32 protein-coding genes are annotated in these 25,673 nt (G+C 66.7%); 16 read left to right on the top strand and 16 right to left on the bottom strand.

The annotated features are described in order from the left end of the window. Window positions 1-51: 51 nt before the first annotated feature. Window positions 52-324, top strand: a complete 273-nt coding sequence (locus MKK84_RS05515) for a DUF6894 family protein (protein WP_243917327.1) — start codon at window positions 52-54, stop codon at window positions 322-324. 431 nt (window positions 325-755) lie between these two features. Here MKK84_RS05515 and MKK84_RS05510 read toward each other — a convergent pair whose 3' ends face one another. From MKK84_RS05510 to MKK84_RS05495, 4 genes are all read right to left on the bottom strand, one after another. Then, the gene (locus MKK84_RS05510) at window positions 756-1,175 is read right to left on the bottom strand and encodes a hypothetical protein (RefSeq protein ID WP_243917325.1); all 420 of its coding nucleotides are present in this window, start codon (window positions 1,173-1,175) and stop codon (window positions 756-758) included. 378 nt (window positions 1,176-1,553) lie between these two features. After that, window positions 1,554-1,763: a cold-shock protein gene (locus MKK84_RS05505; protein WP_243917323.1), complete on the bottom strand. Its 210-nt coding sequence runs from the start codon at window positions 1,761-1,763 to the stop codon at window positions 1,554-1,556. A gap of 45 nt (window positions 1,764-1,808) precedes the next feature. Further along, window positions 1,809-2,423 carry an NYN domain-containing protein gene (locus MKK84_RS05500; RefSeq protein WP_243917321.1) on the bottom strand — a complete coding sequence of 205 codons (615 nt, stop codon included), beginning with the start codon at window positions 2,421-2,423 and terminating at the stop codon, window positions 1,809-1,811. Window positions 2,424-2,598: 175 nt separating this feature from the next. Then, window positions 2,599-2,862 (bottom strand): XRE family transcriptional regulator, encoded by a 264-nt coding sequence (locus tag MKK84_RS05495; protein WP_243917319.1) that lies wholly within the window; start codon window positions 2,860-2,862, stop codon window positions 2,599-2,601. Window positions 2,863-2,997: 135 nt separating this feature from the next. Here MKK84_RS05495 and MKK84_RS05490 point away from each other — a divergent pair, with 135 nt between their 5' ends. The 11 genes from MKK84_RS05490 to MKK84_RS05445 all read left to right on the top strand — a co-directional run bounded on the left by MKK84_RS05490 (window position 2,998) and on the right by MKK84_RS05445 (window position 10,094). Continuing rightward, window positions 2,998-3,294 carry a hypothetical protein gene (locus MKK84_RS05490; RefSeq protein WP_243917317.1) on the top strand — a complete coding sequence of 99 codons (297 nt, stop codon included), beginning with the start codon at window positions 2,998-3,000 and terminating at the stop codon, window positions 3,292-3,294. Between the two features lie 11 nt (window positions 3,295-3,305). Next, window positions 3,306-3,437: a hypothetical protein gene (locus tag MKK84_RS35380; protein WP_279599382.1), complete on the top strand. Its 132-nt coding sequence runs from the start codon at window positions 3,306-3,308 to the stop codon at window positions 3,435-3,437. Window positions 3,438-3,440: 3 nt separating this feature from the next. Further along, on the top strand, window positions 3,441-3,815 hold the full coding sequence (locus tag MKK84_RS05485) for a hypothetical protein (protein ID WP_243917315.1): 375 nt from the start codon (window positions 3,441-3,443) through the stop codon (window positions 3,813-3,815). After that, complete coding sequence (locus MKK84_RS05480; RefSeq protein ID WP_243917313.1) at window positions 3,815-4,585, top strand: hypothetical protein; 771 nt, start codon at window positions 3,815-3,817, stop codon at window positions 4,583-4,585. The genes MKK84_RS05485 and MKK84_RS05480 overlap by 1 nt, the downstream gene beginning before the upstream one ends. After that, window positions 4,585-5,016 (top strand): penicillin-binding protein, encoded by a 432-nt coding sequence (locus MKK84_RS05475; RefSeq protein WP_243917308.1) that lies wholly within the window; start codon window positions 4,585-4,587, stop codon window positions 5,014-5,016. Before MKK84_RS05480 ends, MKK84_RS05475 begins: the two co-directional genes overlap by 1 nt. A gap of 61 nt (window positions 5,017-5,077) precedes the next feature. Further along, window positions 5,078-5,359: a hypothetical protein gene (locus MKK84_RS05470; RefSeq protein ID WP_243917306.1), complete on the top strand. Its 282-nt coding sequence runs from the start codon at window positions 5,078-5,080 to the stop codon at window positions 5,357-5,359. Window positions 5,360-5,416: 57 nt separating this feature from the next. Then, entirely contained in the window at window positions 5,417-6,718 is a 1,302-nt protein-coding gene (locus MKK84_RS05465; RefSeq protein WP_243917304.1) for a hypothetical protein, read from the top strand. A gap of 86 nt (window positions 6,719-6,804) precedes the next feature. Continuing rightward, window positions 6,805-7,257 (top strand): hypothetical protein, encoded by a 453-nt coding sequence (locus tag MKK84_RS05460; protein ID WP_243917302.1) that lies wholly within the window; start codon window positions 6,805-6,807, stop codon window positions 7,255-7,257. A 287-nt stretch (window positions 7,258-7,544) separates the two neighbouring features. Continuing rightward, a complete protein-coding gene (locus tag MKK84_RS35375) occupies window positions 7,545-7,670 on the top strand; it encodes a hypothetical protein (RefSeq protein ID WP_279599381.1) in 126 nt (41 codons plus the stop codon). Window positions 7,671-7,753: 83 nt separating this feature from the next. Further along, on the top strand, window positions 7,754-9,757 hold the full coding sequence (locus MKK84_RS35370) for a Hint domain-containing protein (protein WP_279599380.1): 2,004 nt from the start codon (window positions 7,754-7,756) through the stop codon (window positions 9,755-9,757). 76 nt (window positions 9,758-9,833) lie between these two features. Next, window positions 9,834-10,094, top strand: a complete 261-nt coding sequence (locus MKK84_RS05445; protein ID WP_243917300.1) for a hypothetical protein — start codon at window positions 9,834-9,836, stop codon at window positions 10,092-10,094. A gap of 28 nt (window positions 10,095-10,122) precedes the next feature. On the opposite strand, the gene MKK84_RS05440 is transcribed toward MKK84_RS05445, so the two are convergent. The 3 genes from MKK84_RS05440 to MKK84_RS05430 form a co-directional block, all read right to left on the bottom strand. Then, on the bottom strand, window positions 10,123-10,287 hold the full coding sequence (locus MKK84_RS05440; protein ID WP_243917299.1) for a hypothetical protein: 165 nt from the start codon (window positions 10,285-10,287) through the stop codon (window positions 10,123-10,125). A 61-nt stretch (window positions 10,288-10,348) separates the two neighbouring features. Further along, entirely contained in the window at window positions 10,349-10,588 is a 240-nt protein-coding gene (locus MKK84_RS05435; RefSeq protein WP_243917297.1) for a hypothetical protein, read from the bottom strand. A gap of 147 nt (window positions 10,589-10,735) precedes the next feature. After that, window positions 10,736-10,990, bottom strand: a complete 255-nt coding sequence (locus tag MKK84_RS05430; RefSeq protein ID WP_243917295.1) for a hypothetical protein — start codon at window positions 10,988-10,990, stop codon at window positions 10,736-10,738. A 756-nt stretch (window positions 10,991-11,746) separates the two neighbouring features. Here MKK84_RS05430 and MKK84_RS05425 point away from each other — a divergent pair. Further along, entirely contained in the window at window positions 11,747-11,995 is a 249-nt protein-coding gene (locus MKK84_RS05425) for a hypothetical protein (protein ID WP_243917293.1), read from the top strand. Between the two features lie 9 nt (window positions 11,996-12,004). Here MKK84_RS05425 and MKK84_RS05420 read toward each other — a convergent pair whose 3' ends face one another. The 7 genes from MKK84_RS05420 to MKK84_RS05390 form a co-directional block, all read right to left on the bottom strand. Beyond that, entirely contained in the window at window positions 12,005-12,331 is a 327-nt protein-coding gene (locus MKK84_RS05420; RefSeq protein WP_243917290.1) for an HU family DNA-binding protein, read from the bottom strand. A 589-nt stretch (window positions 12,332-12,920) separates the two neighbouring features. Then, the gene (locus MKK84_RS05415; protein ID WP_243917288.1) at window positions 12,921-13,259 is read right to left on the bottom strand and encodes a hypothetical protein; all 339 of its coding nucleotides are present in this window, start codon (window positions 13,257-13,259) and stop codon (window positions 12,921-12,923) included. A 397-nt stretch (window positions 13,260-13,656) separates the two neighbouring features. Beyond that, on the bottom strand, window positions 13,657-13,941 hold the full coding sequence (locus tag MKK84_RS05410; RefSeq protein ID WP_243917279.1) for a hypothetical protein: 285 nt from the start codon (window positions 13,939-13,941) through the stop codon (window positions 13,657-13,659). A gap of 67 nt (window positions 13,942-14,008) precedes the next feature. Then, window positions 14,009-14,269, bottom strand: coding sequence for a hypothetical protein (locus MKK84_RS05405; RefSeq protein WP_243917277.1), 261 nt, complete (start codon window positions 14,267-14,269; stop codon window positions 14,009-14,011). Window positions 14,270-14,622: 353 nt separating this feature from the next. Beyond that, window positions 14,623-14,826 carry a hypothetical protein gene (locus tag MKK84_RS05400; protein ID WP_243917276.1) on the bottom strand — a complete coding sequence of 68 codons (204 nt, stop codon included), beginning with the start codon at window positions 14,824-14,826 and terminating at the stop codon, window positions 14,623-14,625. Between the two features lie 234 nt (window positions 14,827-15,060). Further along, on the bottom strand, window positions 15,061-15,282 hold the full coding sequence (locus MKK84_RS05395; protein ID WP_243917274.1) for a hypothetical protein: 222 nt from the start codon (window positions 15,280-15,282) through the stop codon (window positions 15,061-15,063). Between the two features lie 121 nt (window positions 15,283-15,403). Continuing rightward, entirely contained in the window at window positions 15,404-15,850 is a 447-nt protein-coding gene (locus MKK84_RS05390) for a DUF2059 domain-containing protein (RefSeq protein WP_243917272.1), read from the bottom strand. A 479-nt stretch (window positions 15,851-16,329) separates the two neighbouring features. Here MKK84_RS05390 and MKK84_RS05385 point away from each other — a divergent pair, with 479 nt between their 5' ends. The 3 genes from MKK84_RS05385 (at window position 16,330) to MKK84_RS05375 (ending at window position 18,000) form a co-directional block, all read left to right on the top strand. After that, window positions 16,330-17,100 (top strand): helix-turn-helix domain-containing protein, encoded by a 771-nt coding sequence (locus tag MKK84_RS05385; protein WP_243917270.1) that lies wholly within the window; start codon window positions 16,330-16,332, stop codon window positions 17,098-17,100. Window positions 17,101-17,196: 96 nt separating this feature from the next. Then, the gene (locus tag MKK84_RS05380) at window positions 17,197-17,640 is read left to right on the top strand and encodes a hypothetical protein (protein ID WP_243917268.1); all 444 of its coding nucleotides are present in this window, start codon (window positions 17,197-17,199) and stop codon (window positions 17,638-17,640) included. 87 nt (window positions 17,641-17,727) lie between these two features. After that, window positions 17,728-18,000: a hypothetical protein gene (locus MKK84_RS05375; RefSeq protein WP_243917267.1), complete on the top strand. Its 273-nt coding sequence runs from the start codon at window positions 17,728-17,730 to the stop codon at window positions 17,998-18,000. 1 nt (window position 18,001) lies between these two features. Here MKK84_RS05375 and MKK84_RS05370 read toward each other — a convergent pair whose 3' ends face one another. Both MKK84_RS05370 and MKK84_RS05365 read right to left on the bottom strand, forming a co-directional pair. Continuing rightward, window positions 18,002-22,609 (bottom strand): hypothetical protein, encoded by a 4,608-nt coding sequence (locus tag MKK84_RS05370; RefSeq protein ID WP_243917265.1) that lies wholly within the window; start codon window positions 22,607-22,609, stop codon window positions 18,002-18,004. A 1-nt stretch (window position 22,610) separates the two neighbouring features. Next, on the bottom strand, window positions 22,611-25,286 hold the full coding sequence (locus MKK84_RS05365; RefSeq protein ID WP_243917263.1) for a hypothetical protein: 2,676 nt from the start codon (window positions 25,284-25,286) through the stop codon (window positions 22,611-22,613). Window positions 25,287-25,673 lie beyond the last annotated feature (387 nt).

Raw genomic sequence — 25,673 nt, 5'->3', positions numbered from 1 at the left:
CAGCTACGGCCCGCCCGAGGCCGAGTACGCGCGGTTGATCGAGGGTGCCTGATGCCGCGCTACTTCCTCAACCTGCGCTACGGCCGGGACAAGCTGGCGATCGATCCGGAGGGCGAGGAGCTACCCGATCTGGACGCGGCGCGGTCACGAGCGCTGGAGGCGGCGCGGGATCTGATCGCGCGTACACGCTCGTACAGCGTGCGGGACTGGTTCACCTGCACCTTCGAGATCGTGGACACGGCGGGACACTCAGTACTCACGGTGCCGTTCAGCGACACCGTTCCAGACGTGGAGGACAGCGACACCGAGGCCACTTCGACGTGACGAGCCCGTCTCCGACCTACGAGTCATCCTCTCAAATCTGCGACGTGAAGATCGAAGGAGACTGGCGCCCGGTCAGCCTCGATGAGGCGGTAAGCCGCTATGCTCTGGCCGTGCAGTGCTGCCCGGCTTGCAATGGACGCGCGTCGATCAACGGCTCCTACAGCGGTCTCGGCTTCGGCCAGACGACCACGCGCCGGAGAGCACACGGTGGCTGCCCGCCCCAGCCGGAGACGTTCTCCGGCGCACCATTCTCTCATCCGCAGGCACTTACCTGACTTCCGGCTCGGCCCCGCCGCCCAATCTGATCACGGGCTGGCGGGGGAGGTCGTCTATCTCACCGGCGTTCCAGCAGGATGCGCCAGCCGGGTTACGTCCGAGTGTACGGTGCCTCGCGCAGGGTGGCCGCGCGAGGTGAAGGAGTTGCGTGCGGCTTAGTACCCGTAGCCGCCGTAGTAGCCGTAGGGCCGGCGGTAGTAGCCATAGGGGCCGCCGTAGTAGCCCACGGGAGCGTAGCCGCCGTACCCGTAGCCGTAGCCGCCATAGGGATAGCCATAACCGCCGGCGAGGCCGTATCCGAGGGCCGCGCCCGTCGCCAAGCCAAGGCCTAATCCCACGCCACCGTAGCCATAGCCGCGGCCATAGCCGTACCCGCGACCGTAACCGCCATATCCCCCGCGGAAGCCACCATAGCCACCCCGAAAGCCGGCGCCGCGGAAGCCACCGCCAAATCCACCGCCGCGGAAGCCGCCGCCATGGAAGCCACCACCACCGAAGCCGCGTGCATCAGCGCCGGTTGGCACAAAGGCGAGGGCGGCCAGCAGCGCCGTCGAGGCAAGAGCAAGACGTCTCATCAGGATCATCTCCTATCCAGGAAGTGTGATCCATGAACTCGGTCGACCGCACGACGGATCCCATCGCCGAAAGCACAAGAAGTCGCAGATTTGTATCAAGTTATTGCTGAATAGAAATAAAAACCCGACCAAGGGGAGATGATCCTTGGCCGGGCGCATCCGAGTCGAGCAGTACGGGGCGGTAGTACTCGACACAGTTGCTTGGCCAACTAGTAGTACGGGCACCAGTTCCCCGGCGTCGGCTGCTTATAAGACTGCGTAGCCAGTTGCCGCCAGCGGTCGAGCCGATATGCAACGCGGCTCGGGATGCAGGATGTCAGGGTCCGGTTAGCCGAAGCACTGCGATGAGGGCCGGCGGTGGTCCCGGAATGGGAAGGGTCAGGCGCTCTTCAGATTGGCTGCGCTCTCCTTGCCGCTGCGCCGATCGGCCTCGACGTCGTAGGAGATCTTCTGCCCCTCGATCAGGTTACGCATCCCTGCGCGCTCGACGGCGGAGATGTGCACGAACACGTCCTTGCCGCCATCGTCAGGCTGGATGAAGCCGTAGCCTTTGGTCTCGTTGAACCACTTCACAGTGCCGGTAGCCATAGAGGTATTTTGGTCGTCTTCGGCTTACCAAAGCGGCGTGCCGTCCTATGCCGGCGGCTTGTATGGCGACGGACGACTGAACGCCACCGTTCCATCTGCCTCTGTCGCAGTCTCGGGCATGAGGCACTTTGCCAAGCGACCAGGAGTGATTTCGAGCATCGGTTTGAGGGCGCGAGCATGGCCAAGCCGCCCTGGTGGAGCGATGACGTTCAGAGCCTTAAGGGGGAAGTGCTGCCGGACAGTTCGCAATGCAGGCGCCAAGTCCGAGTCGGCGCTGATGATGAGCGCGCGGTCATATCGATCAAGAAAGGCATCTGCTGTTATCTGTACAGCAATTGCCACATCAGTCTCTTTTTCCTCATGCCCAACCCATCGGGCGTCACATGCTCGGCACTGTTGTTTCTTCTCCTTAAAATGCCCGATAACACATTCAACTCCAGCGTGTCGCTGCGCCTTGATAAACTCTTGATGCCTAACAATGGACTCAACCTTCCACGTTGGCAGAGCAGTAAAGAAATAAACATTGGTCAGCGTTTCGTTGCTGCCACAAATATTAGAAGACAACTGGCGAAGATCTACCCACTTGAGGTGAGGTTTCTTAAGATCATCTATGGCGTGATAAAGATTGAAGCCGTCAATATAGGCAATTACACGCCGCATCAGGAAGCTCGTGAAAACGAAAAGGCCGCAACCCCCGGAGGAATTGCGGCCTATCCACCGGGACATGCCACGGTGGGAGTGCGTGCCTGCTTAAATGCACACCGCGACGTGGCACGGCAAGGGACCGCGCGGGATTTCCCGCATCAAATGTAACGGCGCAACACCCAAGCCGGATCTACCGCTGTCCCTTCCGCTCCCGGAACCGGATCCCGGCCCCGCCGCCGTTCTCGGGGATGAATTCGAGCCCCGCGGCCTCAAAGGCCTCAACGGCGGCCTTGTTGTTCATGGTCGACATCTTCGCCGCGTCGTCGCGCTTTGCCTCGAATGCCGTGATCGTCGGCCGGGGGATGCCTGAGGCATCTGAAAGGTGCTGCTGTTGCCAGTCGAGGAAGGCACGAGCGGCCCGGCACAAATGCGGGTTCAGCCGGGTCACGGTCATAGAGTCGGGATCCTCATGGAAGCCAAATTTTAAGATCGCCAAGCCCGAAAAGCAATATCTCATGTCGAGCCCTGTTGACTGACACGAGCTATAGACCTATACATCACGTCGAGCTTACGACACGGTATAGCACTGATGCCCCACCGCACCGTCTCCTGGACCCGCATCGACCGCGCCGGCCGCGACAGCCGCCCGACGATCCCCGCCGGCCTGCTGTCCGCCACCGCCCGCATCGACATGACGGTGCGCACCACCCGCCGCCCGCTCTACGCCGCCGGCCAGTTCGACCGCGCCGCCATCATGTCGGCCGCCGCCAAGGCCGCTCACGCCCATCAGGAGCGCTTCGGCGGCACCTGGGCCGAGGCGATGTCCGTCTGCCTCACCGCCGCGTGGCGGTCCGCCAAGCTCGCCCGCCACATGGCCGCTCACTGAGGTCCGCACCCATGCTCGCCAACCTCACCCCCGACCAGATCGTGTTCCTGGCGTGGCTCGCGCCCGTCTTCCTGGGCGCCAGCAGCATCATGCTCGTGCGAGACCTCCCGGCCGTGCGCCGCTACCTCGGCGAGGTGGCCTGAGCCATGGCCCGCCGCCTCACACAGCGCGCCCCTGCGCCGAAACCCGACAAGGCGCTTTACGCAGATTTCATCGCCGCCCTCACCCGCGTGATCGAGCACGGCGAGACCGTCAGCTTGCACGGCTACACGATCTCCTGGCCGAAGACGCAGCCGAACTACTGGTGCCTGCACGTCGACGCGCCGCGTACCGTTCGTGACCCCTGGACTGGCGCGCTCCACGTCATCGTCGGCCAGCAGGGCGGTAGCGCCCTCTATCCGAAACGCGTCGCCGCCAACCTCGCGTTCGAGGTGATGCACGACCGTGCCAGCGTCGCTCGCATGCTCGCCGAAGCACGGCCCGGCATCCTGGCCGGCTCCGTCACTCACGAGGCGACCTGATGTCCGCCCGCATCAACCGCCGCGCCCTCGCCGCCGGCCTTCTCGCAGCCACGGCCGTCCCTGCCGCGAGCAAAAGCGCCAATTTGGCGGATTTGGCCCTTCGCGGCGACGATACCGCCCGCCTGCCCGACCACGCCGCGTTCTGGTCCCGCCTGCCGCTTCCGTTCTCGCTGGCCGAGGCGTGGCACAAGCTGTCGCCCGCCACACAGGCCGAGATCGGGACTGCCGTTCTGGGCATGGCGCTCGCGCAGTACGTCTACGGCGACGGCCGCGCCGAGGCCGACCAGTTCACCGACGAGGATCTGCGCGCCGATGCGTCCGACGTCGCGGACGATCTGCTGAACCGGATCGATGATCGGCTGTGGGTGCTCCTGCCCGACCTGTACGGGCCGGACGGCGACCATCCCGCATGGGCCTATACCGCCGGCATGGTCTACCCGCTCGGCACCGTCCTGCCGGACCCGGAACCCGCCCCGGCGCCCGCCGTGGATCCGATCTTCTCGGCGATCGAGGCCGCCGACGTCGCCCGGCAAGCCCATCAGGCCGCGCACGTAGGCTTGGACGAGGACGACGACGCGCAGATGGCCCGTTTAGGCGAACTCGTGGACGCCGACCGGGCTGCGTTCGAGGCTTTGGCCGAAATCGTCCCGACCACCCGCAGGGGCGATGTCGCCTTGGCCGATTTCTACCTGCGGACGCTGGACGATCCGGACGGGCAGGCCACCGCTCACCTTGAGCACCTTCGCGCTGTTCTGGCGGACGCTGCGTGATGCCCGCCCCCGTCACCCGCCGCACGGCGCTCGCCGTCGCTGTGTCGCTCGCGTCCTACCGGCCCGCCCTAGCGTTCGATCCCTTCGCCGAGGCGATCCGTTGGGCCAAAGCCGGGGATGCGGCCTACCGCCGGACTGGTGACTGCGCCCGTGCAGCGCAAGTCGCTGGCGCTCCCCTCCCGGCTGACTGGCGCCCCTACCGTGCCGGCCTGCTGCGGGTCCGTACGGAAGCACGGTTCGCGCTCCACAGCATGACGCCCGCGACAGCCGAGGAAGCCGCTGCGCTCGTCGCCTACTACCGCGACCGGGCAGAGGCGTCGGGCGATCCCGTCGCCTTCCGCGCGGCCCGCAGGCGCCTCCTCAAGGTCGCCAAGCGGCCGGGCGCCGCCCCCTTCGACCTCACGCCGCTGGACCGCGCCGCACCGGCCTAGCCGCCTCGCACCCCTCACCACCACCGACCCACCGCCACGAGCCCCACCAGGAGCGCGAACGATGACCTATGCCCGCATGCCGAATTTCAGCCAGCCCGTCCCAGTCCGCAGCACCAGCGCCCGCACGGGTCGCCGCCAGATCCCGCTGGATCGCCGCTACCGCAGCCTGCCCGACGAGACCCAGCCCGGCACGATCGAGCCTTGGCAGGCTGTCGCCCCTGTCCGGCCCGACACCGCGCACAGCCGTAGCCTCCGCTTCCTCGACACGGCTGGCGAGCTGCTGGCCGCCATCGCCATCATCGGCGGCGGCATGGTGCTGACCGGCCTCGCCACCTTGTTCTGAACCCAGCCCGCACCCCGAGCGGGCCGGCTGCCCGCGCCCTCATCCGAGGATCCCGCGATGTCCCTACGCACGTCCCTCAAGAACCTGATCCGCCGCGACCCTGCCGCTGGTCTGCGCGAGCGCGCCGCTGACCTGCAGGCCCGCATTCCAGCGCCTAGGCCGCTCGCCACCGAGCCTTCGCCGGCTCCCGTGCACGCCGAGCAGGTCGCGCAGGCCGGCCTCACCGACGACGCGCTGGCCGGCGGCGGCATCGACCATCGCGACGGTACGATTTCCTACGCCGACGCTACCGGCAAGGTCTCCCGGCGCCCGGTCGCGCACTGGCTCAGCTTCAACGCCCTGCAGATGCACACCCGCGTGCAGGCCGAGATGGCGCGTCGGCGCATCCTTGAGACACCGCACCTGTCGGCTAAGGCCCATGCCGAATGGGAAGAGCGGATCCGGCGCGAGTTGCGCAGCGACGCCGTGCACGCGCTCACGTTCCGATCCGATCGCGTCTTCGGGGCCGCCCAGGCGATCCGGACCGGCGCTGAACCCGCCACGCAGGCGCTGCGCGAACAGAGCGACGCGGAATTGATGGCGCTCGCACCACTCTGGGAAGCCGCCGTGGATCTCTACCAGCAGCGGATGGACGAAGAGAGCGCTGTTTGCGAGGCTGCCAGCGGTCAAGATTGGCCAGGTGCCGCACCTGCAGATGCCGGCCCTGAATGGCGGGCGTGGTTTCAGAAGAAGGAAGAGTGGCGCGAGCGGACGGGCGTAGCCGCAGCCGAGGAGGCGTCAGGCGAGGCTGGGATAGCCCTGCACGAGATTGAGATCCAGATTGCGGATCTGTCGGCCGCCTCGCTGGCTGGGCTCAAGCTCAAGGCGCGCGTTGCACAGCGCAGCGACGATATTGGCGTGACTTGGCCGGATGGCCTCGGCGAAGGCCTGACGCGGGATCTGCTGGCGTTCACCGAGACTCAGGCACGGCGGCCGGCTCCGGCTGCCCCGAACCTCGTCAGCATGCTCGACCTCGCGTCCGCCACGTTGGACGAACTGCAGTCCCTCCACGACCTCGCGGACCGCGTCGGCAGCGCCGCTTACGCCTTTGTGTGGACAGGGCGCTGCAAGAAGCGCGGCCTCAACGGCGACTTCAACGTGGCTGGCGAGCTGATGCAGTGGCTCGGCGATGCCCTGACCGACGTCGAGACCGCGGCCACCGACGAAGCGCGCCGGCGGCCGCCGACGAACCGTACAGATCGTGAGACCCGTCTGAAGATCCTGGCCGTACCGATCGTCCAGAACGGCGACCCTGACGAGACCGAGGCTTTCGCCCGCGAGCTGCTGGCTCACGTCCAGGCCGAGCGCCTGGGTCGCTGACAGCGGCTCCATCCGTCCTGTCGTCGTGCGTACCGCCCCGGCCGGATCCCGCCGGGCCTTTCCTTCACACCCCGAGACCTGACCCCATGGGCGACGTGCTCACCTTCACCCTGCGGCCGAAGCCGGTTGCGCCTGCGATCCTAGCGCCGCTCGACGGCCCCGCCCTGCGCGCCAGCCTAGAGGAGGCGGCACAAACCGCCCTCGACGCAGCAGACAGGATCATCGCGGTTCTGGATCGCATGGACGGCGACGCCGACCACGAAGACGGTGGGGACGCTGAGCCGTCCCTCGCCGCTCCCGAGAACACCGCCGGTTCGCAGGTGACATGGCTGCGCGGGAACGATCAGGACCGTGAGATCGATGCGCCTGAGCAGGAGATGCCGGATGCGGCGACCATCCCGACCATCGAGGTGGAGATCCTGCCATGGCGTGGCCGGGGCAACGTTATCGCCGCTGCTGGTGTGGCGCTCGTGGACCTGCTGGAGCGGGCCCGAGACCCGGCATCAGCCCGCCACGCTGCCGGTGATCGAATAAGCTGATTTGATGTCAGTTTACGCTGTATCCTGGATAACACAGCTAACGATAAACTGCGGCCTGCGAGGGCCAACGACTGCGTTGTGATCGCTTCCGCCCTCGACTCCTTGAACTCAACGACGCCACGACAGGAGATAAGCACCCGCCCGCGCGAAATCGCGGCTGACGGGTCCATGCAGGGCGACCAGGGACGCAACTATGTCAGGTGGGCAGGGCGGTAACGGCGCAGGTGGTACTAGCGGCGGTACGCCCGGCCAAGACGATCCGACCCTGAGCGGGACGGGTGGAACCGGTGGCTCGGGTACCCAGCCAGGCGCCGGTGGCGGAGGTGGCGGAAGTGGGGCGGCGGGCGGCGCTGGTGGCGCGGGCGCTGGCGGCGCTGCCGGCGGCGGAACGACCAATTCTCCACAGGTCATAGCCCGTGTCGACGGCACGCAAGGTACATCTGCGACCGCTGGATCGAACGGCGGTGGCGGTGGCGGCGGCGGCGCCCCGTCTGATTTGTTCAATTATCCTGGCGTCGGCACAATCCAGAATACCGATTATTCCAATTTAGTCGGTGTTGGCGGAGCTGGTGGCGCTGGCGATGGTACTGGCAGCGGCGGCGGTGGCGGTGGCGGTGGCTCCCTAGTCAGATTTGCAGCGGGAAGTACCAACAGCACCAGTAATGGGACGATTATCACTGGCGGCGCCGGCGGACAGGGCGGCGCGGCTGGCGGTGCCGCAGGTTCGTTCGGCGGCAACGGCGGCGGTGGCGGTGCAGCCCTCTATTATGGCGACAACTCCAGCCTCACGATCGTCAACGGAGCGTCGGTTACGGGCGGCGCCGGCGGGGCCGGAGGCAGTGGCGGTCTAAGCGGAACGGCCGGCACGCAAGGGACGGGCGGGGCTGGCGTCGTTGCTTCGAATACAACCATTTCGGTGAACGCCGGTGGTACGCTGGCCGGCGGTGCTGGCTCGACGCAGGGCAACGCCGCGACGTTCACGTCGGGCGCGAACACGCTCAACCTCGGTGGCACGATCAGCGGCAACGTCGCGATCCAGACTGGCACGCTGCAGATCAACGCGGCCGCTGGCGGCTCCACGTTGGCCAACACGATTACCGGGACCGGCGGGGTCATCCAGAACAGCGCCAACACCCTGACGCTCACCGGGGCCAACACCTACTCGGGCGGCACGACGATCGGCGCGGCCGGGAGCGCAACGTCCAGCACACTGCAGCTCGGTGCAGCGACCTCGGCCGGCACGGGGCCCATCACCTTCGCCAGCATGTCCGGCAACGCCACCGCGCGACTTGGGCTTGATGTCGCTGCTCAGCCAGCCAGCAACACCACCTTCTCCAACACCATTGCCAACTTTGGATCTGGCAACGAACTCGCACTGGCCGGGCTGACCAACTCAAGTGTCAGCTACAATAGCGCCAACACCTCGATCACCATCACCGGTACCCGGGCCGGCGGCGGGCAGGTGAGTGAGAACTTTGTGCTGTCCGCTCCGCGTACGACCAGTTTCGTGGCGGCGTCAGACGGTAATGGCGGCACCGTCGTCCGCGCCGCACCGGCGACCAATCCCACTACTCCAGCCAGACCCGCCCCCTGCTACGTCACGGGCACCCGCATACGCGTGCTGCGTGAGCGGTTGATCTCGGACGTGCCGGTGGAGCATCTGGAGGTGGGTGATCTAGCCATTACCGCCGGCGGCAAGCCCCGCTCGATCCGCTGGATCGGCTCGCGCGGCTATTCTGGCTTCACAGCGCCGAAACACGATTGCCCCGTGCGCATCAATGCGAGCGCTCTGGCCGACAACGTACCCACCCGCGACCTGCTGCTCTCGCCCGATCACGCTCTATGGCTCGACGGCCTGTTTGTAGCCGCCGGCCACTTGGTCAACGGCACCAGCATCACCCGCGGCGAGACTGTCGCGGATCTCACGTACTGGCACATCGAACTCGACAGCCATGACCTGCTGCTAGCCGAGAACACCCCGGCCGAAAGCTTCCTGGCTGCCCCGGGCGTGCGCTGTGGCTTCGGTGGTGTCCACGCCCTCGATGCGGGCGTTGCACCCGTGCCCTACGCTCCGCGCACCGAACTCGGTCCCGAACTGGCCGCGCTGCGTGGACGCTTGGCCCGTCGTACAATCGCGTCATGCGAAAACACGGAGCTGCGCCCTGTGCGGGCTTGGCTGGACCGCTGCGTGGTCGGTGCGGATGGCATGCTGCACGTGGGCGGCTGGGCGCAGGATGCCGCGCAGCCTGCCACACCAGTGTGCCTGGACGTGCTGGTGGACGGGGCTGTGGTGGCGCTCGCCGTTGCAAGCGAATACCGCGCAGACCTGGCCAAAGCCGGCGTCGGAGACGGCCAAGTCGGCTTCGACCTCGGGCTGGACGTGCGGCTGGCTCCGGGCGTGCCCCACGTCGTCGAGGTGCGTCGCTCGGCCGACGGACTGCGGATCTGTGCTAAGGCGGTCGATGCAGTCGGCGCTTGGACGGCGCTGCTGGCGGCGTGAGAGGCCTGTGGCGCTGCTCGGGCACGTTGGCACCCTGACCCACCGGCGGATCGTCGGCTGGGCATGGGACCCGGACATGCCTGACGTGTCTCTATGGGTGCTGATCGGCATCACGGGACGCATGCTGGGCCGCTGCCGGGCCATTCAGTTCCGTGAGGATCTGGCGGTAGAGGGGATCGGCACCGGCTGGCACGGCTTCACGCTGGACCTGCCTGCAGGCCTACTCTCACCACGCCAGGCCTCCGAGATTTTTGTCCGACGTGAGGGCGACGGCGCGCATTTGCCCGGCTCGCCCTACGTGCTGGAGCCGGCACTCCGGATCGTGCGCGACCAGTAGTCCTCGAGAATTTTGGCTTGACCGGCTCTCAATCGAGCGCGGCCATTGCGATTGGGCCGTTGCTCTCGTCGATCTGATAAGACATCGCGATGTGGGAGCCACGATCAATCAGCTGCATCTGACCGGCCAGCATCAGCAGGGCAAACGCACCCCATAAGGCAACGAATAAGAGGGGAGGTCCTTCGTCAGACATGCGATATGCTCCTCTGCAGCGGGCATAAGGTCGCTGAGTAGCTGTGCCTGGAGGTGACTAATCAGTCGTTGGCCGCATCGTCCGGTTGCGCAAACTGGACTTTATCTCTGCTCAGCTGAGCTGCCGTCCGTGAGGTGTCGTCTGGGCAGCCGATCTGCTGGCGCTCCAGTAGCGTTGAGGTCAGTGCACAAGCCAGCTCCGGCAGATCTGCCAGGTCGTCCGCTCTAGGTGCGCTGGTCATGGTTACGAGCAGGACGGATACCAAGAAAAAGCGCATCGAAAGTTCCTCCGCGAAGTCCACGGAGACAAAGCTATCGGGCATCGAAGGGAGGCGCGTCAGCCGTTCGAGGGATGCGGAACACCGCCATGAGGCCCGGCCCTCACTCAGGGCCCATGGAGCGATCGGTGCCCCGCTGCCGGCCGTTGCACTGGTGCGGGTAGCGCCAAGCTACTCCCGCTCGGGCTTAGGCTCCGGCTTGGCAGCCCGTATCAGGCTCTGGATCACCCGCGGTGACCGACCAGCCTTCGCGGAGATCTCGGCTTCCTGCTGCTCGATGAGATCGCGGGCAGGCTGATCGCCGTCGAGACCGCCCAGGATCTCCATCGGCACACGCCGGTTCGAGGCGCGGCTGCCATCTTCGAACACGACGTCGAACAGGACGGTGCCTCGATCCTGAGGGTACTGCTTCACGCGCTTGGCCATGCGGGCTGATAATCCGGTAAGCTCGGCAGTTCCAGATCACTTGGCGGCCGAAATGTTGTCCGATCCGCTGCCGGTCGCCGACATCCTGCCCTGGCGCGGCCGTGGCAACGTCATCGCGGCGGCCGGCACGCTGCTCCTCGACCTGCTCGAACGAGCGTGATGTCGTTGGTACTTCCGGCCCACTTGGCCTCCGAGTCCATCTCTGAGACCAGCTATCGGAAGAGGGGTAGACCAGCTCCGATCAGACAGAGGCTGAGCACGATCAAAAAGCCACCGAGGCCTTCCATCAGAGCTTGTTGGCTGGGTCGCCGTGAAGCAGTGCCGGCGAGGACACATCCTGAAACAAGACAGATCAAGCTCAGGATGAACACGGCACTCAACACCCAGTTAGTGAATAGGTATTGATTAGCTAAAAACGTTCCGTGGACGGAGATTAATAATAAACGCGCACAGACTGGTTATCGCCCCATCACAACGAGTCCGTGGCAACGCGATTAACGGCGAGTGCTCCACCGACGACCGCCTGCTACGCTTGGTGCGGCGATGGTTCGCCGTGCACGAGGCGATAAGCACCCTGCTGCCGGAGATGCTGACTGAGGGCTGTGGGCGACCATTGATCTGGCGCGCGCCTTGGCCAATTCGTACGACCTAGACTGCACTCTATCGCGAGATTGTGAGCGCAAGCACAGGCCAAGATCCACATAGATCACTGTGCCATTGTGCGGATACGTCTACGGCGCGGCGATGGCGTACCCTATGACCCTCGATCTAATGGCAACGCTGCATGTCGTCGATGACGATGTCGCGGCGGTCGTCGACGCCTACATGGCCGACCCGCAGAGTGGTCCGGTGGTTTTTGGCGAGAGCTTCCGCATAGATCCAGCCGCGGCTGTCGCGGGGCATCCGTTCGCTAGGACGCTGATGCGTCAACCTTGGGCGAGCGATGATCTGCGGCGCGCAGCGGTGCGCGCTGCCATCCTGTTGGCGCAGCCGGAGCGGTGCTGAACGACCCGCTTAGGATGCCCGCAACAGTCGTTCCGCCTCGTCCTCTGGCTCAATCTTCTCGCGGTTGAGCCGGGCCTGCATCACCTTGCTCGGACTGAAGTGGATACTAGTCTTAGCCGCCACCTGCACGATGGCGCCAGACCGTGGATTGCGGCCGGTGTGGGCCTCGACTGCTCGTGTCGAGAACGCCCCGAAACCGCGCAGCTCCACGCGGTCGCCGTCCGCCAGCGCATCGGTCATCCTGTCGAGGATGGTATTCACCACCGCCTCGACATCCCTCGCGAATAGGTGCGGGTTCTGCGCCGCAATGCGGGCGACGAGCTCGGATCGGATCATGCGGCACCGATGCCGCGGCGCTCATCGAACCGCAACCGCACCGCGACGCGCTAGCGTTTCATTAACCATCCGACGTGAGAAATGCCCTCGACGTCCGGAAGCCATTCGGGGCGCCTCCCTTACCTTCGCCCGCCCGGTACCCCGCGGCGGGTTTTTCTTTAACGGACGCATGGTACGCCTCGCGGAGGTTCGATCTCATGCCCCCGATGTTCGGATCTGGATCAGCCCGCCCGGCTCGCCGGCGCGGGCTTTTTCGTGTCCGAAATGCTCAAAAGCTGGCTCATGTTGTAGCAGCCGCCACTGGATGCATTCAGCTAAGCCTGAGCCCGAGACCTACCTTAGCCCGCCCGGTTCGCCGCGGCGGGCTCTTGCGTGTGCTGATCTCACCCCGGGACGCCGAACGTAACGGGTTGGGCACAGTACGCTAACCGCCTAGCACCACCCTACCCCTGGCCCGCGTTGCGTATCAGCTTGGCTCATCGCTGGTGAGATCGGATGCTCCCCCGACCCGTGATCAGATCGGGGCGGTGCCGAGCGGGTTAGAGGATCTCTCGAACTATGCTCGCGAGCTCGCCCCTACCTGGTTGAGCTAACAGCCAGACCGGCAGGACGCCGATCGGACCAGAATATCGGCGTCGCCGACCGTCATCACACTGATGATCTGCTCACCACGCTTCCAAAGCATTGAGCAGGCCGCCGCTCCGAACGGCGCACACTTCTCAGCCTCCGGGTAGGCGTCGCAAGTGCTCTCGCGGCGATCACATTCCCGGCTCGCTGCGGGCACAGGGGCAGGTTGCCAGCCGAGCCCCATCAGCGTGGTGCGGGCATCCGAGTAGAGGGTGCTGGGCTTGAACTTCGGCAGTTGCTCAACAGCCTGCGCCCCACCGGCAGCGACGACGAGAGCAAGTGCGGCGAGAACTGTGCGCATCCCGGCAGGATAGCCGTCTGGATGGCGGTGTCGAGGCAGTCGTCTTGGCTATCGCTAGCGTCCGCGCAGGAAGAAGAACTACAGCAGGATGATGAGGGGGATCGGGCCCCAAATCATCCATAGTAGGCTACCTGTCAGCATCTCACCCTCGCTTCGACCTGCCGAGCAACTCCGTGGTGACGCGTCCGTTCCGAGGCGGCTCTACGCGACGGCATCCAACAGCGGGAAGGCGTGAGGAGCTACCTCAATCTCGACCACGACCAGGCGTTCGATCGCGTGATCCGGCTGACGATGGCGTTAGGCGTGAGCCGTGCTTGGAAGAACTACTGGCAGTAGCACCCCCGGCCCCACGCAATTCTTGTCGATGAAGATAACGCCGGAGGCCTCGCGAGCGCCTTCAATCCTCCGGCGAAGGCTCGGCGGCTGCGGCGCCCGGCTCAGGGGCGGGGCCGGTATCAAGTGTGTCTCCGCTGACCAGCGCGTTGGTCCAAGCGCTCGCGATTAGGCGGACCTGCTCGATGGCCTCGGCGCGCGTGAACGGTTCATCGCCTGCGTCGCCGCCACCGTCTGACCAGGCGACGAAACCGGTGCGTCGGCCATTCGCATCCTCGACGCAGGCCGCGTCATCAAGGATGCAGATGCGGAGCGGAAGCGTGAGGCTGAGTGTGGGCATATGGGCCATGTAGAGCGCGTCAACCGGCCTTCGACCGCCCTACGTATCAACGCCGACGGGGCGGATCGCGATGGCGCTAGTGCAGGTGCTGCTGCAACGAGAATGACCGCATGCCATCTTCGCTCGCAGCCCGCTCGAAATCCTCGAACGCGGACTGATCGTCAGGGAAGAGCTCTTTCCACACGGTGCTCGTGCCGACTTGGTCGACGACCTCAAGCGTCCACTCGTCAGAGGTGCCAGCGGAGCGGAATATGTGAACCTGCACGGTGACTCCGTCGCGGGTGACCCATCCACAGAGCGGCGAATACTCAATTTCTGAGTCGGCGGCATCAGCCATCAGTTCGCACCCTCACGATCCTCGCAGTGCCGCACGTAGCTCGATTTGACGAGCAACCGGCTCATAGGGCGTCCCATATCCAGGCCGCTCCCATCATCGCCAAGCCACCGCACACCAGTGCTACAACAATGTAGCGGTGCAGGTGGTCGTAGAGATGAATTGGCATGGCGGCGACCTGCGGGAACCTGCGGCCTGATGGCGGTACGCTAACGCCGGCCGCTAAGTCGCGAGATTGACCAGCGGCAAATTTAGATTTTGGATGATCTGCAGGGCACAGCGACATCGAGCAGGCCAGCGGCCGCCTCACATTCAGCGCCTCTTCCGTGAGGCGTGCGACAGGGTCATCAAGGTTCCTACTTGCGGCCCTGCTTCTCGGTTTGATCGTCCCTGAACCCGTCGAAACCCTTCAGCGGCGCGCCGGTTCTGAAGCGATTGTACTTGCGACCCATTGCATCGAGCTCTGCACCGACTGCGATCCTGGCGAAGGGACGGAGCTCCTCGCTGACGACGCGCAGCAGCCGTGCGCGAAAGAGCTCGTCGGGTTCGGGGTCGCTCATGACCCAAGCACCATCATGACCATGCCCGCCATTAGCCCAGCAATCAGAACCATATAAGGAGCCTGGTCGAACCCGGCCTCACGAAGGAGCCTTACCGCGCCGGTTGCGATCACGAAGACGCCAACCGTCATCGCCAGCGGCGTAAACTTCACTCCAGACAGCCCTTCGGCTTCAGGCGCTCGGTGAAGGGCATCAACTTGTCCCTTTTAGATCATCACCGCGCGGCACGTAGCTCTAGCTGGTGACCCGCTTGATCGCTGCGGTGATCTCGTCGCGTAGCAAGCCCTCCTCTAACTCAGGGTCGTTGAGGTCAAGGCCTTCCGCGCGGGCGTCATCCTTCAGGCGCCCGATTTCGTCTGCGGTCCGCTGAGCCAGATCGCGTTCCTGATGGACGGGATCGCTGCGGATATTTGCGGCGATCCAGTCGCGCATGAAGCTCGATGCCTGTTCGGCCACGGTGGTTCTCCAGTTCAGCGCCATGCATACGCTGAAGGATTGGACCAGCGAACCCATCGTTCGGGCCGCACCGATACCGAGCCTGTCATGCCGCGCGTGGCAGGCCTGCGACTTCAGCCCTTCAATGCGGCTTCGTCTGACCGCCCTGCGTCCAGCCGTGGGCCTGGACCGCCTTGACGATCTTGCCCTGCATCTCAGGCATCACTGACTGCATCCACTGCTGCATACCCGTCAGCTGCACCTGCGCGAGTTGCGGCTGCGCTGCCACGAGGCGCTTGCCGGCGGGGGTAGCGTAAAAAGCCGCGATGGCCTGTAGGTCGTCCTTACCCAAGACTGTGGCGAAGCCGCGAGCCTGCATGTCGAGCAGCTCGTCGTAGTGCGCGGTCAAGGTCGGTAATACGACTTCCTGCACCAGCACCTGCGCCTTGTCGGGCTCCTTGATGCCGAGCTGCTGCATCATGCCGACCATGGGTCCAGCCATGGCGCTGAGCGTAGCGGTGCGGTCGCCCTGCATCTGTGACACCGTCTCCCGCGCGACCTTCACCAAAGCCGGATCTGGGGTGGTCATAGGAGCAGACTTCTGGGCCGATTGGGCGAACACAGCGCAAGGCAGCGTAGCTCCGAGACACAGGCCGGCAAGAACGGTCGAGAGGCGCATAAGACGGTCCGCTTGCTGTGGTGGCGCGATCAGGCTGTGTGGCAGACCGCTGGTTCAGCAGCATACGGCGGCATCGATCGATGTCGACCATTGGGATGCCAACGTTGACTTAACCGTGCCGCCCAGCCGACATGGACCGTTACGGCCCGGCCGCCTTTGGCGAGTCGTGGCTATCGTCAGGAGAGCAGCCACCGCGGATCTGAGACCCTGAAACGACTACGGGCCCCCTGTCGCCAAACAGAGAGCCCGCGAAATCGAAATGGCCTGGTGGGGCCGCTGTCAAATCCCCATCAGCCATAGCTCCCGCCGGGAGTCAACGGGAACGCCAATTCCCGGAGCGATGAAGTCGTGCCTCGTTCACAGCCGCGGTCCGAAAAGGACCGGGTTCGATGACCTATGCCGATGAGATCCGCCGACAGGTGGAGGCGGCTCCGCGCGCCGCGTTGTCCGCTGTCACGGCCGCGTTGTGGCGCGCGTTCGGGGAAGGGCAGATCACGGAGGCCGAGGCCGAGGCGCTGTCTGGGCTGATCGAGGCGCGGCTAGAACAGGGGGGGCGCAAATCTGCGCAGGCCTCCCCGGATCGAGCGAGAAGCCCCAGGACGGGCGTAGGCTCTCAGCCGCGCACGGATGCCTCAATGGAGCGCCGCCGCCGCTGGGCCGCCTCTGGACGGCTCCCGCCAGCTATCGCGGCACGCTTCACCCTAGCTGAGCAAGGCGTGCTCGCCCTCGTGGCGGCCGAGGTAGCCCGCCGGAAGGATTGCCGTCTTGCCGTGGGCAATCTCGCGGCGATCGTCGGCGTGGCTGAGACGACGGTCCGCAACGCGATCCGCGAAGCCGTGAAGCTCGGTCTCGTCACCGTCGAGGAACGGCGCATCACGGGCTTTCGCAACGACACCAACATCGTCCGGATCATTTCGCCCGAGTGGGCGGCCTGGCTGCGGCTGGCGCGGAAGCCGACAAGGGATCACCGTCATGGTGACACCCTGCCAAAGGGGGGAGGGTGCAAATCCCCGAAGGGCACGCCTACTGAGGTTTCAGTTCTGGGGAAAACCAGGCTAGCGGAACCAAAGAAAGGCTGCCGAGGGGCAGCGGCCGACCTCAACCGAAGCGATCCCGTGAGAAATCTCGCGGGCGGTAGGACGGGCCGAGCCATGCGGTGACGGTCTGCTGCCGGGCGGTCTGACGAACGATGCACGGGGATAGCCCGGCTGCCAGTTTCTCGCGTAGGTTGCCGCGCTCGATGCGGGAGGCGACCTTTGCGGGGACTGGTTATCGCTGCGGCCGTGGCCGCTCTGGCGTCGGCGTGTCAGACCGCAGCCCCCACGGCACAGGCCGATGCGCCCGCAGCTGCCGCGGCACGCTCGCGCGCCGAAGCCTTGAAGGCCGACCGCAACGCGCATCGCATCTCATGGGCCGAATGGGCACGCGGGACGAACGCAGAGCTGCGGATCCTGACAGGCAGGCCAACCACCGCAGGCGAAGAGGAGATCCTGGCCTATCGCGTCGTCCTGGCCGAGAAGGTGGACCGCAAGCAGATGATGCCGGCCGAGTTCGACTTCGAGCAAGCCAAGGCAGCCCGTCAGTTCGAGGACCGGGCTGCCGCGAGCCAACTGGCGACGATGGCCGCCGCACCCGTTGCCGGCCCAACAACCTGCGTCACGAACCGCGTAGGGATGACGACCCTGACGAACTGCCGATGACCGCCGATTGCGCGGCCTCGCGGCGCCTCCCATCTTGAGCCTATGGCCGGGTGGCGCTTCACGACTGCTGCACAGGAACGCGACCGCTTGGAGAGCGAGGGGCGGCTACCCCCGTCTGTCGATTGGACCAGAGAGGCGAAGTTCTGGTTCAGCCGCGAACCATATACCGGCCGCAATCGGATCACCCTTCTACAGCTTGCCATCACGCTCGCGGTCGGAGGCATGGCGATCGTCAACCTGATCGTCTGGGCCTACCACGGAGGGAATTGGGTGAATGCTGCATCCTGCGGCACGCTGGCTGCTGTGATGTTCTACCCGGCCGTGCGGCACCGCATCGAGCGCGGACGCTGGCCGGACTAAGCTACTGCTGTCCAGCGTAGAGCCCAGCCCCGGCGCCGACCTGTCCCGCCGGCAGGGTCGGAGGCGGCGCCAGCAGCCGTGGTGCGCCACCTTCGAACGACCGACGAGCTGAAGCCGCGCCCAAGCCGCCGATGATCGCCCGCGTCCCAACCTTGGCGCCATAGGTGCCGGCCGCTGCGCCCAAGCCGCCGACCTTGAAGGCGATGGCGCCCGCGATCAGGTCCGCAGCCTTCGCCACAGCCTTGCGCCCGACCTCACCGGCAGCGCCCGGCTTGATCGTACCGTCCGGTCGCACCGTCGCTTGCAGCGCCGCAGCGAGGCGCCGGAAATGGCCCAGCTCCTCCGCAGAGAACAGGGTCGAGGCAACTCCTTTGCCGGCGCCGTCCGTGAAGTCACGGAGCTGCCCGACCATCTTCGTGGCGGGCGTCGCGGGGTCGATAAGCCGCTGAGCAGCCGCTTGGCGCAGACCGGACCATTCCTGACTGTCGGCACCTAGGAACGCCCGAGCGGCCCGCGCTTCGGCTGCGGCCCCCGGCTTTGCGCCAATCGCGCCCGACGAACCGAACAGGCTCCGGCCGACGGCGTTCGGATCGAACCCGGTCCGCTCCAAGTCGGTCGCCCAGGTCGGGGTAGGCCGCCCCGCGTTCTCGGCCTGCTGCACGGCTGCCCGCAACTGCCCAAGGCCGGCGCGCTGCTCCTCACTCAGATAAGCCGTCAGGGTCCGCCCCTCGCCGCGCAAAAGGTAGTCGAGGCGCCGGCCCAGGTCCTGGCCTTCGCCGCCCAAGTGCCGAGCGATGAGGCCCCGCTGCACGGCCGCCCACGGCTCGCTATCGGTGCCGACGGCATCGCGCAAACGGGCGAGCGTCTGCATCTGGCCGGGCGAGACACGCCCCGTGGTCGACCCGAACAGCATCGAGGCGACTTCGTTCGGGCTGGCGTCCCGCTCCACGATGCGCCGCAAGTTCGCGCCGGCCGTATCGCCGGGGCCACGAGGCTTGAAGGTAGTCTGATACTGGCGGAACAGGCCGCGGGCCCGCTGCATCGCTTCCAGGGGCGCCGTGTCGCCGATCGGCAGCGCGTCGGACGTGGCACGCGCTGTCGCCCCGTCAAACGGGATTTCAGGCGCAGGGCCGCGCGGGGTCTCGCCGGCCGGGCGCCCCATGATCGCGGCTTCAAAGGCATCGGCGCCGTTATCGTGTTCGCCCCGGTAGAGGCGGGCCGCCGCGTCTTCGAGGTGTTCCGGGTGCGCCTGCCGCGGATCTACGCCCGCCGCCGCGAGATCGTCGGCAACCTGCTGGTGGAAAGGCGCCATCCGCTCTGTGTAGGCAGCATTCTCGCCAGCAAGACTGTCAGCGGCACGGCGGCCACCGATCCCGCTTTCCTCGCCCATCCGCACGACCGGGCGGCCCCCGGTGCGTTCGGTTTGGATCGCGTTGCGCGCCCAATCAGCGACATCGCGGGCCGAGGCGGTGCCATCCATGCCGGGCGGCAGGAAACCTTCTTCGGCAAGCCGGACCCGAATTTGATCCCACGTCGGCGCGTTGTTGCGGGCGAGCGTACCTTGCCCCGGAACATAGGCCCGATGCAGATCCGCAGCGCGCGCTTCCGCATCGAGTGGCACGCCGCCGGACCGGCCGAGGAACCGCATAAGGGTCTCAGGCTCGCCCGTGCCCGTAGGAGCCCCGCCAGCGGCCGAAGTAGGCGCCGGGGCTGCGGACGGTGCCGCAAAGCCGGGAAAGTCGTCCACGGCCGCCGCAGGGGCCGCAGAGGGACGGTTGAGCGCGCCAATCGCCGCCGCGTCGTTCAGGTGGCTGTCGTATTCGTCCAAGACCGCCCCAAGGGCACGCCGATCCGCCGGGTTGGTTGCGGTTGAGGGATACAGAGAGCCAACCCGTCGGCGAAGCTGTTCCGTCTGCGCGAGGCTCGGCCCCTGCCCCGGTGCCAGGTTGAAGATCTCGGGCACTTGGTCGAGGTCCTGCAACGCGCGGTGCGCGGCCGGCGTCAGGCGATCGTCTATCACCACATCCGGCGCGAGCCGTGAGCGAACACGGCTACCCAGCATGTCGAGCGCGCCGGCATCAAACACATGCGGCAGCGCCCCCACGTCATCGTAGGCTGCCCGGTATCCGGCCTTGCCCTGCGCCGAAGCCTCCCGCAGGCCCTGAGCCGCGGCCGTAGCGCCGTCGAGGGCATCCGCACCACCGCGGCCACGGACGGCCCGCAAGGCGTCATCCAGCCCACGCTGCGCCACGCTCGCGCGTTCAGCATCGGCCTGGACAGCCTGCCGAGCCCGATCCGCCACGGCCTCGTATGCCTCCTGCGGGCGTTCAATCCGGTCAAACGTACCGGCAGCCATGCCCTGAAACCTATCGCGGACACCGGTCAGTGCCTCCGTCTGCCGCGCGGTGAAGTCCTGCCCAATCTCCTGCGCGCGGGAACCGGACTGGCCCGCCAAGGCGCGCCCCTCCTGAGCGAGGATCTGCGGGTCGGCGGTCGCCTGCCCACGGGACAACGGCAAGCCGAACTCTGCCGCCTGCGCCTCGCGCGCCGCAGCAGCAGATGGCCCCTTGGCTGCAAAAGCGGCCTCAATCTCGGGTGTGATAGTCGCCGGGTCTATTCCAGCTTCGCGCAGCGCTGCAGTTGCTTGATCGGTCAGCCCGCCGTCGGCGGTACGGAACGGGGCACCGCGTCGAGCAAATGCCGAATAGACCTTGCCACCCGCATCAAGGAGGCCGCCCCCAAGCACGCCAACACCGCCCCCGACCAGACCGGCCTTCGCCGCGCTGCCGAGATCCTTGCTATCCGCAAATTCGGACGCCGCGCCGTAGCCCAGACCGGTGCCGAAATTGGCGAGCGCCCGCGCCACGAAGCCTGCGCCCTCCGCAGCACGGATAGCCGGCAGCCCAACGGCTCCGGCCCCGATCCCGGCCCCCGTGCCGGCGATGGCCGTCTTGGGATATTGCCGCGCCAGGGCGTCTTCCTGATCCTTCGCCAGCGTGTAGTTCTCGGAGAAACCACGCCCGTTGCCGACACCCGGCAGGGACGCGATCGCGGCGCCCGCGTTCCTCGGGAGGTTGAGGCCGAAGGCATTGCCGGCCCGCATCGCGGCCACCGCCGCGGCATTCGTGACCGAAGGCGGCCCCACCAAACGCTCATCCGCGGTCCGACGCAGCGCCAACCCCTCCGGCGTCGAGGTGTCGAGCGTCGAGGCCATCGGCCCGTCACCGAACCGATCCGCGAAGCTGGCAGCGCGAGGCTGCGGCGCCGGGGCGTCGAACTGATCGAACGGGTTGCTGGCCGCGGTGGACGCTACCGGCGCCGCGTCGAACTGATCGAACGGATTTTCCATCGTGGCGCCTTTTGGGCCGGAGGAGGAGGCAAGGACCGGCACACCAGCTACGGCGCCAGCAGGTCCGCCGCTGTAAAGGAGGTGTTCCGGATCGTAGTAGGAGCGCACGCGGCCGGGTGTCAGGGCCACGATCTGATCGCCGCCGTTGCTCTCAGACAGCCCCCGCAACACCGCCGTATCAAGGCCGCGCTCGCGCGCCATCTGCATCGCGGCACCGGTCGCGCCATAGCCCCATTGCACCTGCGGAACTTCGGTCGCCGGGTAGCCGAGTTCGGTAAGCTGCTTGTTGAGATCGCGCGCCGACTGAAACTCTTCGAGCATGCGCGCATGGCGCTCATCGAACATCCGGCCAGCCGCCGGCCGGCCGTCGTTCTCGTCAATAACGGTCTGCCGCGCCCGCGCCACGAAGGCCGGGTCATTCTCCATCAGATGCGGGAGGTCGAACACGTCAGTGCGGCCCGGATCGACCGTTGCGCGGATGACCCGCGGCCCGGCCTCCGCTCCCGCCCGACCGCCGATGCTCCCGGAATACTGCGCCGCCTCGTCTGCGGACGGCGACAGGAACACGCCGCCGGTCTCGCTGCTGGGTGTGTGCCCCCGCTGAGCCTTGGGCAGGTTCGTGTCGAAGCGGGTGAAATCGGCCGGCGCGTCGGTGCCGTGGTAGAGGTCCCAAGACACCGCCCGCGGATCAACGCGGCTGATCGGGCGAATGTCCTGAACTGCCGAGGCGGTGCCCTTATCCATCGCTGCGGACATCGACGCCAAGATGTCGTCCAGGCTTTCGCCGCCACCGAACGACCGGATCGCGCCAGCCGGCGCCTTGAACGGCATCGAACCAGTCATGGCGAAACCGGCCATCTGATTGGCCCGACCCATGGCTTCATCCGTCACATGCCCATCGAGGCCGAACACAGGGAGCGCGCCAGAGTACGCGTCGCGAGGCGCCGTGACGGCGGATGCCGCAGTGTCGTACAGACCGCCGAGAGCGTGGGACGCGACAGCCCGCGAGAACGCACCGGGGGCGATTTCACCGCTGCGGATGCGGCCGTAGAGATCCGCTGTGCGCTGGCCCATGTCGGCCAGACCGTAGCCGGCGCCGAGCGCGAGATCCGCGAGCGCCGTCAGCCCCTCACCGTGATAAACCGGGACCGGGGCACCGGTCGGAGCGACGGGGGCAACATACCCCGTGAACCCCGGCGGCACCGTGTCGGGATCGTCGTAGAAGGCACCCAGAGGGGCCAGGCGAGCCGAGGACGCCATATCAGCGCCCGCCGAGGATCGCAGCGGCCGAGCCCGCCCCGTACTTCGCGTCGAAGGCCGCGCTCAGCCGCGGGTTATCCAGCAGATGTTGGACTGCGGCAGGCGGCGCAGAGATGGCCGCCGGAGCATCAGAGCGCGCAGGAGGACGGTTCGAGGCCGAAGGGGGCGGCAGAGCCGGAAGCGCGGGCCCGCCGCCCTGACCGCCGCCGGTTGCGCCAGCCGACGCGCCGCCGCCGGGACGGTAATAGGTCCCCTCACGCATCTGCCCAATCCGGGCCTGCGCAAGATCTTTCTGCCGCTGCGCCAGGGTCAGCATGCGGTCGATGGTGCGGCCGCGGATGTCCGGCGGGGTAGCCGGGTCGCCCAGGATCTCCACGAACCGATCCATCTCGCGATCCGTCGTCGCCCCCTTGAGGGTCGAGGACATCGACTTGATCGCCTCCATGGACATGATCTGATTGAATTCGCGGCTCGCTTCAGCCTTCTTGGGGTCGAGAACCAAGCCAGCGCCGGGGAACGTCGTGCCGGTGCGCCCCAGAACGCCGGCCCCGAGCCCGGTATAGGTCTGCGGGTTCAGTTCCTTCGCGCGAGACAGGGTGCCGATGGTCTGATCCAGCACCAAGGCGTGGTCCTCAGCGTCGTTGATCGCCTTGCGATCGCCGGCCGTGAGCTGCTGCTGGTTTTCCTTCGGCAGGTTGCCCGAGACGATGAAATCACGGATCCGCGGGTCCGCTGGGTCGAGGCCCTGCGAAATCGCCGCCTGACGGCGCGCGGCGGCGCCGGCCGTGATCTTCTCGGCTTCCGTCTGCCGCTCGGCCACCGGGCGATTACCCAAGGCGTAGTTCTGCAGCTCAGCCGATCCTGGCTGCAAGCCGAGACGAATTCCCTCTGCCTCCCGTGCGCGGATCTGCGCCTGTAGCTCCTGCCCGGGATCGCGCGTCGGCTTGTTGCCGAGAGCGTAATCCCGAAATTCGGGACTATTGGGGTCCATGCCGAACCGCTGCCCGGCCGCAGCACGGGCGTCGATCTGGCCCGTCAGGTCCTCGCCCGGATTGCGCAGCTTCTCGCGAGCATAGGCCGCCGGGTTCTGCGCCTGCGTCCAGCCGTTGGCCCGCGCGATCTGAAACTCCTTTACGCTGTCGGGCATGCTGGTTTCATCGAACGCGCGCTTCAGCAGCATGTTGGCGACTTGCTTCGGCCCCTCGCTCAAGTTCGGGTTCGCCACCGCTCGCAGCAGGAGCGGGATGCGCGCGCTGAGAGGCGACTGCGCGATAGCGTCCGCGCGGGCCGTGAACGCCTGATCCACCGGAGTCACCGCACCCGTCTGTGCAATCGGCGCCGGCCCATCGCCCGGCATCGCCATGACGCGACCCGAGGGGCCGCCCAGAACGGGCAGCGTCGGGGTCTGACCCGGCAGGCCACCCGAGGAAATTTCAGGCGCGCCTGAGAGCGGCATCTGCGGACGCCGCTGCGGCACCGCCGAGACGCGAGAGTCCGCGCCGGTCACGCTCGGCGGGATTGCGGCCACGGCGCCCGGCGCGGCCTGCGGAGCGGGCGGGATGACGAACTGCGCTGGCTGAGCGTTCGGCGCCGGCATGTCCGCCTGCGGGTTCGCAGGAGGTGCGGGCGGCATCATCCCCATGCGCTGCTCAAGCGCCTGAGTCTGCGCCTCGTCGTCCGCGAACTGGACCGGGCGCAGCGTCGGGGTGGCCTGCTGCGGCCGAGCCGGGTTCATGCCCTGCACAGGCGCTTGCGGGGACTGGCCCGGCATCTGCGGTGCGAAGGAAGGATCCGCGCTCGCGGTCTGCGGCGTAGCCTGCGGGGCAGCACGGCCACCCCCGCCAAAGCTGCGACTGAAATCTCCAAGCACCTGGCCGGCTGATTTCGGCGAGCCGTCACGGTTGAAAAAGATGGTTCGATTGGCCGCCACGGCGTCGGGGCTGGCAAGCATATTGGCCGGGGTATCGGGGTTGCGCATTGCACCAGCCACAAGGCGGCGCCCGCCGCCGCCACCCAGGAAGTGCAGGGCGTACCGAGTCGCGTCCGTCACCGGGAGGCCGGCGCTCTGCAACAGGCCTTCGTTTTCGGACGTGAGCGCCTGCGTCGCCCGGATCATCTGTTGCGGATCGGTCCGGCCATCCGTGCCAGGGCCTACAGGCGTCAGGCCGAGGTCGGGGTTCTGCTTCGCGACCCGGTTCCAAGTACCGGTAGTGAACTGGCCGAGCCCGCGCGCCGAGGACGTGCCGGCTTGAGCGTTCGGGTTGTTGTTGCTCTCCCGCTTGAACAGGTTCGCTTGGTAGCTCCCTGACGGGCCGGACAGGTCGAGGAACGACGGCACACCGCCAGACGGCGAAGGGCCGCCGCCAGGGGCGCCGACCGGTCCACCGACGCCGAAACTACCGCCAATGCCTCGCATGAAGTCCGTATCGGCATCGGCCGTGAGCTGCTGCTTCCGCCGCTCCTCGCTTAGCTTCAATAGGCCGATGCCGGTCCCGACATCGCCGGCCCCGAAAGCGGTCTGAGCGGCAGACGCATAGTCGCCACCCTGTACCTGCTGGCCGAGCCTGGTCAGGGCGGTCTTCTGCAAAGCCGCGTCATAGCTACTCTGATAGGACTGCCCGAGCTTGCCGAGCGCGCCAGCAAGATCAACGACAGGAAGTCCGAAGCCGCCGCTCATGTCGCCCGCCCTTACTGGCCGCTGAAGGGGTTGCTGAAGAAGTTGCCGATGCCAGAAAAGAGGCTCCCGCCAAGCGTGCCACCGCCGGAACGAGCCGCGCCCCCTGCCGCCCCAGCAGCGGCGCCAGCAGCCGAGCCAGCCGAGCCGGTGCCGAGACCCGCGAGGCCGACGAGCGCGCCCAAGATGTTCGCGCCGGCCGCGTTCTGAGACTGCGCCAAGTTGTTGTTGTTCTGCGTGAGGGCGTTCGTGGCGTTGATCGGCCCCCACAGGGTGGTCCAAGGTTAAAGTTAGTGCGCAGTAGGCCGCTCCACCACGGTTAGCTTGGCCGGCGGAGCTGGTCGGGCGAGCGCAGCCGGCCAAGCGGTGAAGGCTGGCATGAACACCTCT

Source organism: Methylobacterium sp. E-065 (assembly GCF_022829605.1).
Lineage (GTDB): Bacteria > Pseudomonadota > Alphaproteobacteria > Rhizobiales > Beijerinckiaceae > Methylobacterium.
Note: the sequence above shows the minus strand (reverse complement) of the source record. Positions and strands in the feature narration are given on the sequence as shown.

Excerpts from the sequence above, each read along its gene's own strand:
- MKK84_RS05490 (WP_243917317.1), top strand. The coding sequence starts at position 2,998 with ATGCCCCACCGCACCGTCTCCTGGACCCGCATCGACCGCGCCGGCCGC.
- MKK84_RS05415 (WP_243917288.1), bottom strand. The coding sequence starts at position 13,259 with ATGCGCACAGTTCTCGCCGCACTTGCTCTCGTCGTCGCTGCCGGTGGG.
- MKK84_RS35380 (WP_279599382.1), top strand. The coding sequence starts at position 3,306 with ATGCTCGCCAACCTCACCCCCGACCAGATCGTGTTCCTGGCGTGGCTC.
- MKK84_RS05425 (WP_243917293.1), top strand. The coding sequence starts at position 11,747 with ATGACCCTCGATCTAATGGCAACGCTGCATGTCGTCGATGACGATGTC.
- MKK84_RS05480 (WP_243917313.1), top strand. The coding sequence starts at position 3,815 with ATGTCCGCCCGCATCAACCGCCGCGCCCTCGCCGCCGGCCTTCTCGCA.
- MKK84_RS05430 (WP_243917295.1), bottom strand. The coding sequence starts at position 10,990 with ATGGCCAAGCGCGTGAAGCAGTACCCTCAGGATCGAGGCACCGTCCTG.
- MKK84_RS05440 (WP_243917299.1), bottom strand. The coding sequence starts at position 10,287 with ATGTCTGACGAAGGACCTCCCCTCTTATTCGTTGCCTTATGGGGTGCG.
- MKK84_RS05405 (WP_243917277.1), bottom strand. The coding sequence starts at position 14,269 with ATGGCTGATGCCGCCGACTCAGAAATTGAGTATTCGCCGCTCTGTGGA.
- MKK84_RS05365 (WP_243917263.1), bottom strand. The coding sequence starts at position 25,286 with ATGAGCGGCGGCTTCGGACTTCCTGTCGTTGATCTTGCTGGCGCGCTC.
- MKK84_RS05400 (WP_243917276.1), bottom strand. The coding sequence starts at position 14,826 with ATGAGCGACCCCGAACCCGACGAGCTCTTTCGCGCACGGCTGCTGCGC.
- MKK84_RS05390 (WP_243917272.1), bottom strand. The coding sequence starts at position 15,850 with ATGACCACCCCAGATCCGGCTTTGGTGAAGGTCGCGCGGGAGACGGTG.
- MKK84_RS05420 (WP_243917290.1), bottom strand. The coding sequence starts at position 12,331 with ATGATCCGATCCGAGCTCGTCGCCCGCATTGCGGCGCAGAACCCGCAC.
- MKK84_RS05475 (WP_243917308.1), top strand. The coding sequence starts at position 4,585 with ATGCCCGCCCCCGTCACCCGCCGCACGGCGCTCGCCGTCGCTGTGTCG.
- MKK84_RS05510 (WP_243917325.1), bottom strand. The coding sequence starts at position 1,175 with ATGAGACGTCTTGCTCTTGCCTCGACGGCGCTGCTGGCCGCCCTCGCC.
- MKK84_RS05370 (WP_243917265.1), bottom strand. The coding sequence starts at position 22,609 with ATGGCGTCCTCGGCTCGCCTGGCCCCTCTGGGTGCCTTCTACGACGAT.
- MKK84_RS05500 (WP_243917321.1), bottom strand. The coding sequence starts at position 2,423 with ATGCGGCGTGTAATTGCCTATATTGACGGCTTCAATCTTTATCACGCC.
- MKK84_RS05505 (WP_243917323.1), bottom strand. The coding sequence starts at position 1,763 with ATGGCTACCGGCACTGTGAAGTGGTTCAACGAGACCAAAGGCTACGGC.
- MKK84_RS05470 (WP_243917306.1), top strand. The coding sequence starts at position 5,078 with ATGACCTATGCCCGCATGCCGAATTTCAGCCAGCCCGTCCCAGTCCGC.
- MKK84_RS05460 (WP_243917302.1), top strand. The coding sequence starts at position 6,805 with ATGGGCGACGTGCTCACCTTCACCCTGCGGCCGAAGCCGGTTGCGCCT.
- MKK84_RS05385 (WP_243917270.1), top strand. The coding sequence starts at position 16,330 with ATGACCTATGCCGATGAGATCCGCCGACAGGTGGAGGCGGCTCCGCGC.
- MKK84_RS05465 (WP_243917304.1), top strand. The coding sequence starts at position 5,417 with ATGTCCCTACGCACGTCCCTCAAGAACCTGATCCGCCGCGACCCTGCC.
- MKK84_RS05445 (WP_243917300.1), top strand. The coding sequence starts at position 9,834 with ATGCCTGACGTGTCTCTATGGGTGCTGATCGGCATCACGGGACGCATG.
- MKK84_RS05515 (WP_243917327.1), top strand. The coding sequence starts at position 52 with ATGCCGCGCTACTTCCTCAACCTGCGCTACGGCCGGGACAAGCTGGCG.
- MKK84_RS05410 (WP_243917279.1), bottom strand. The coding sequence starts at position 13,941 with ATGGCCCATATGCCCACACTCAGCCTCACGCTTCCGCTCCGCATCTGC.
- MKK84_RS05495 (WP_243917319.1), bottom strand. The coding sequence starts at position 2,862 with ATGACCGTGACCCGGCTGAACCCGCATTTGTGCCGGGCCGCTCGTGCC.
- MKK84_RS05485 (WP_243917315.1), top strand. The coding sequence starts at position 3,441 with ATGGCCCGCCGCCTCACACAGCGCGCCCCTGCGCCGAAACCCGACAAG.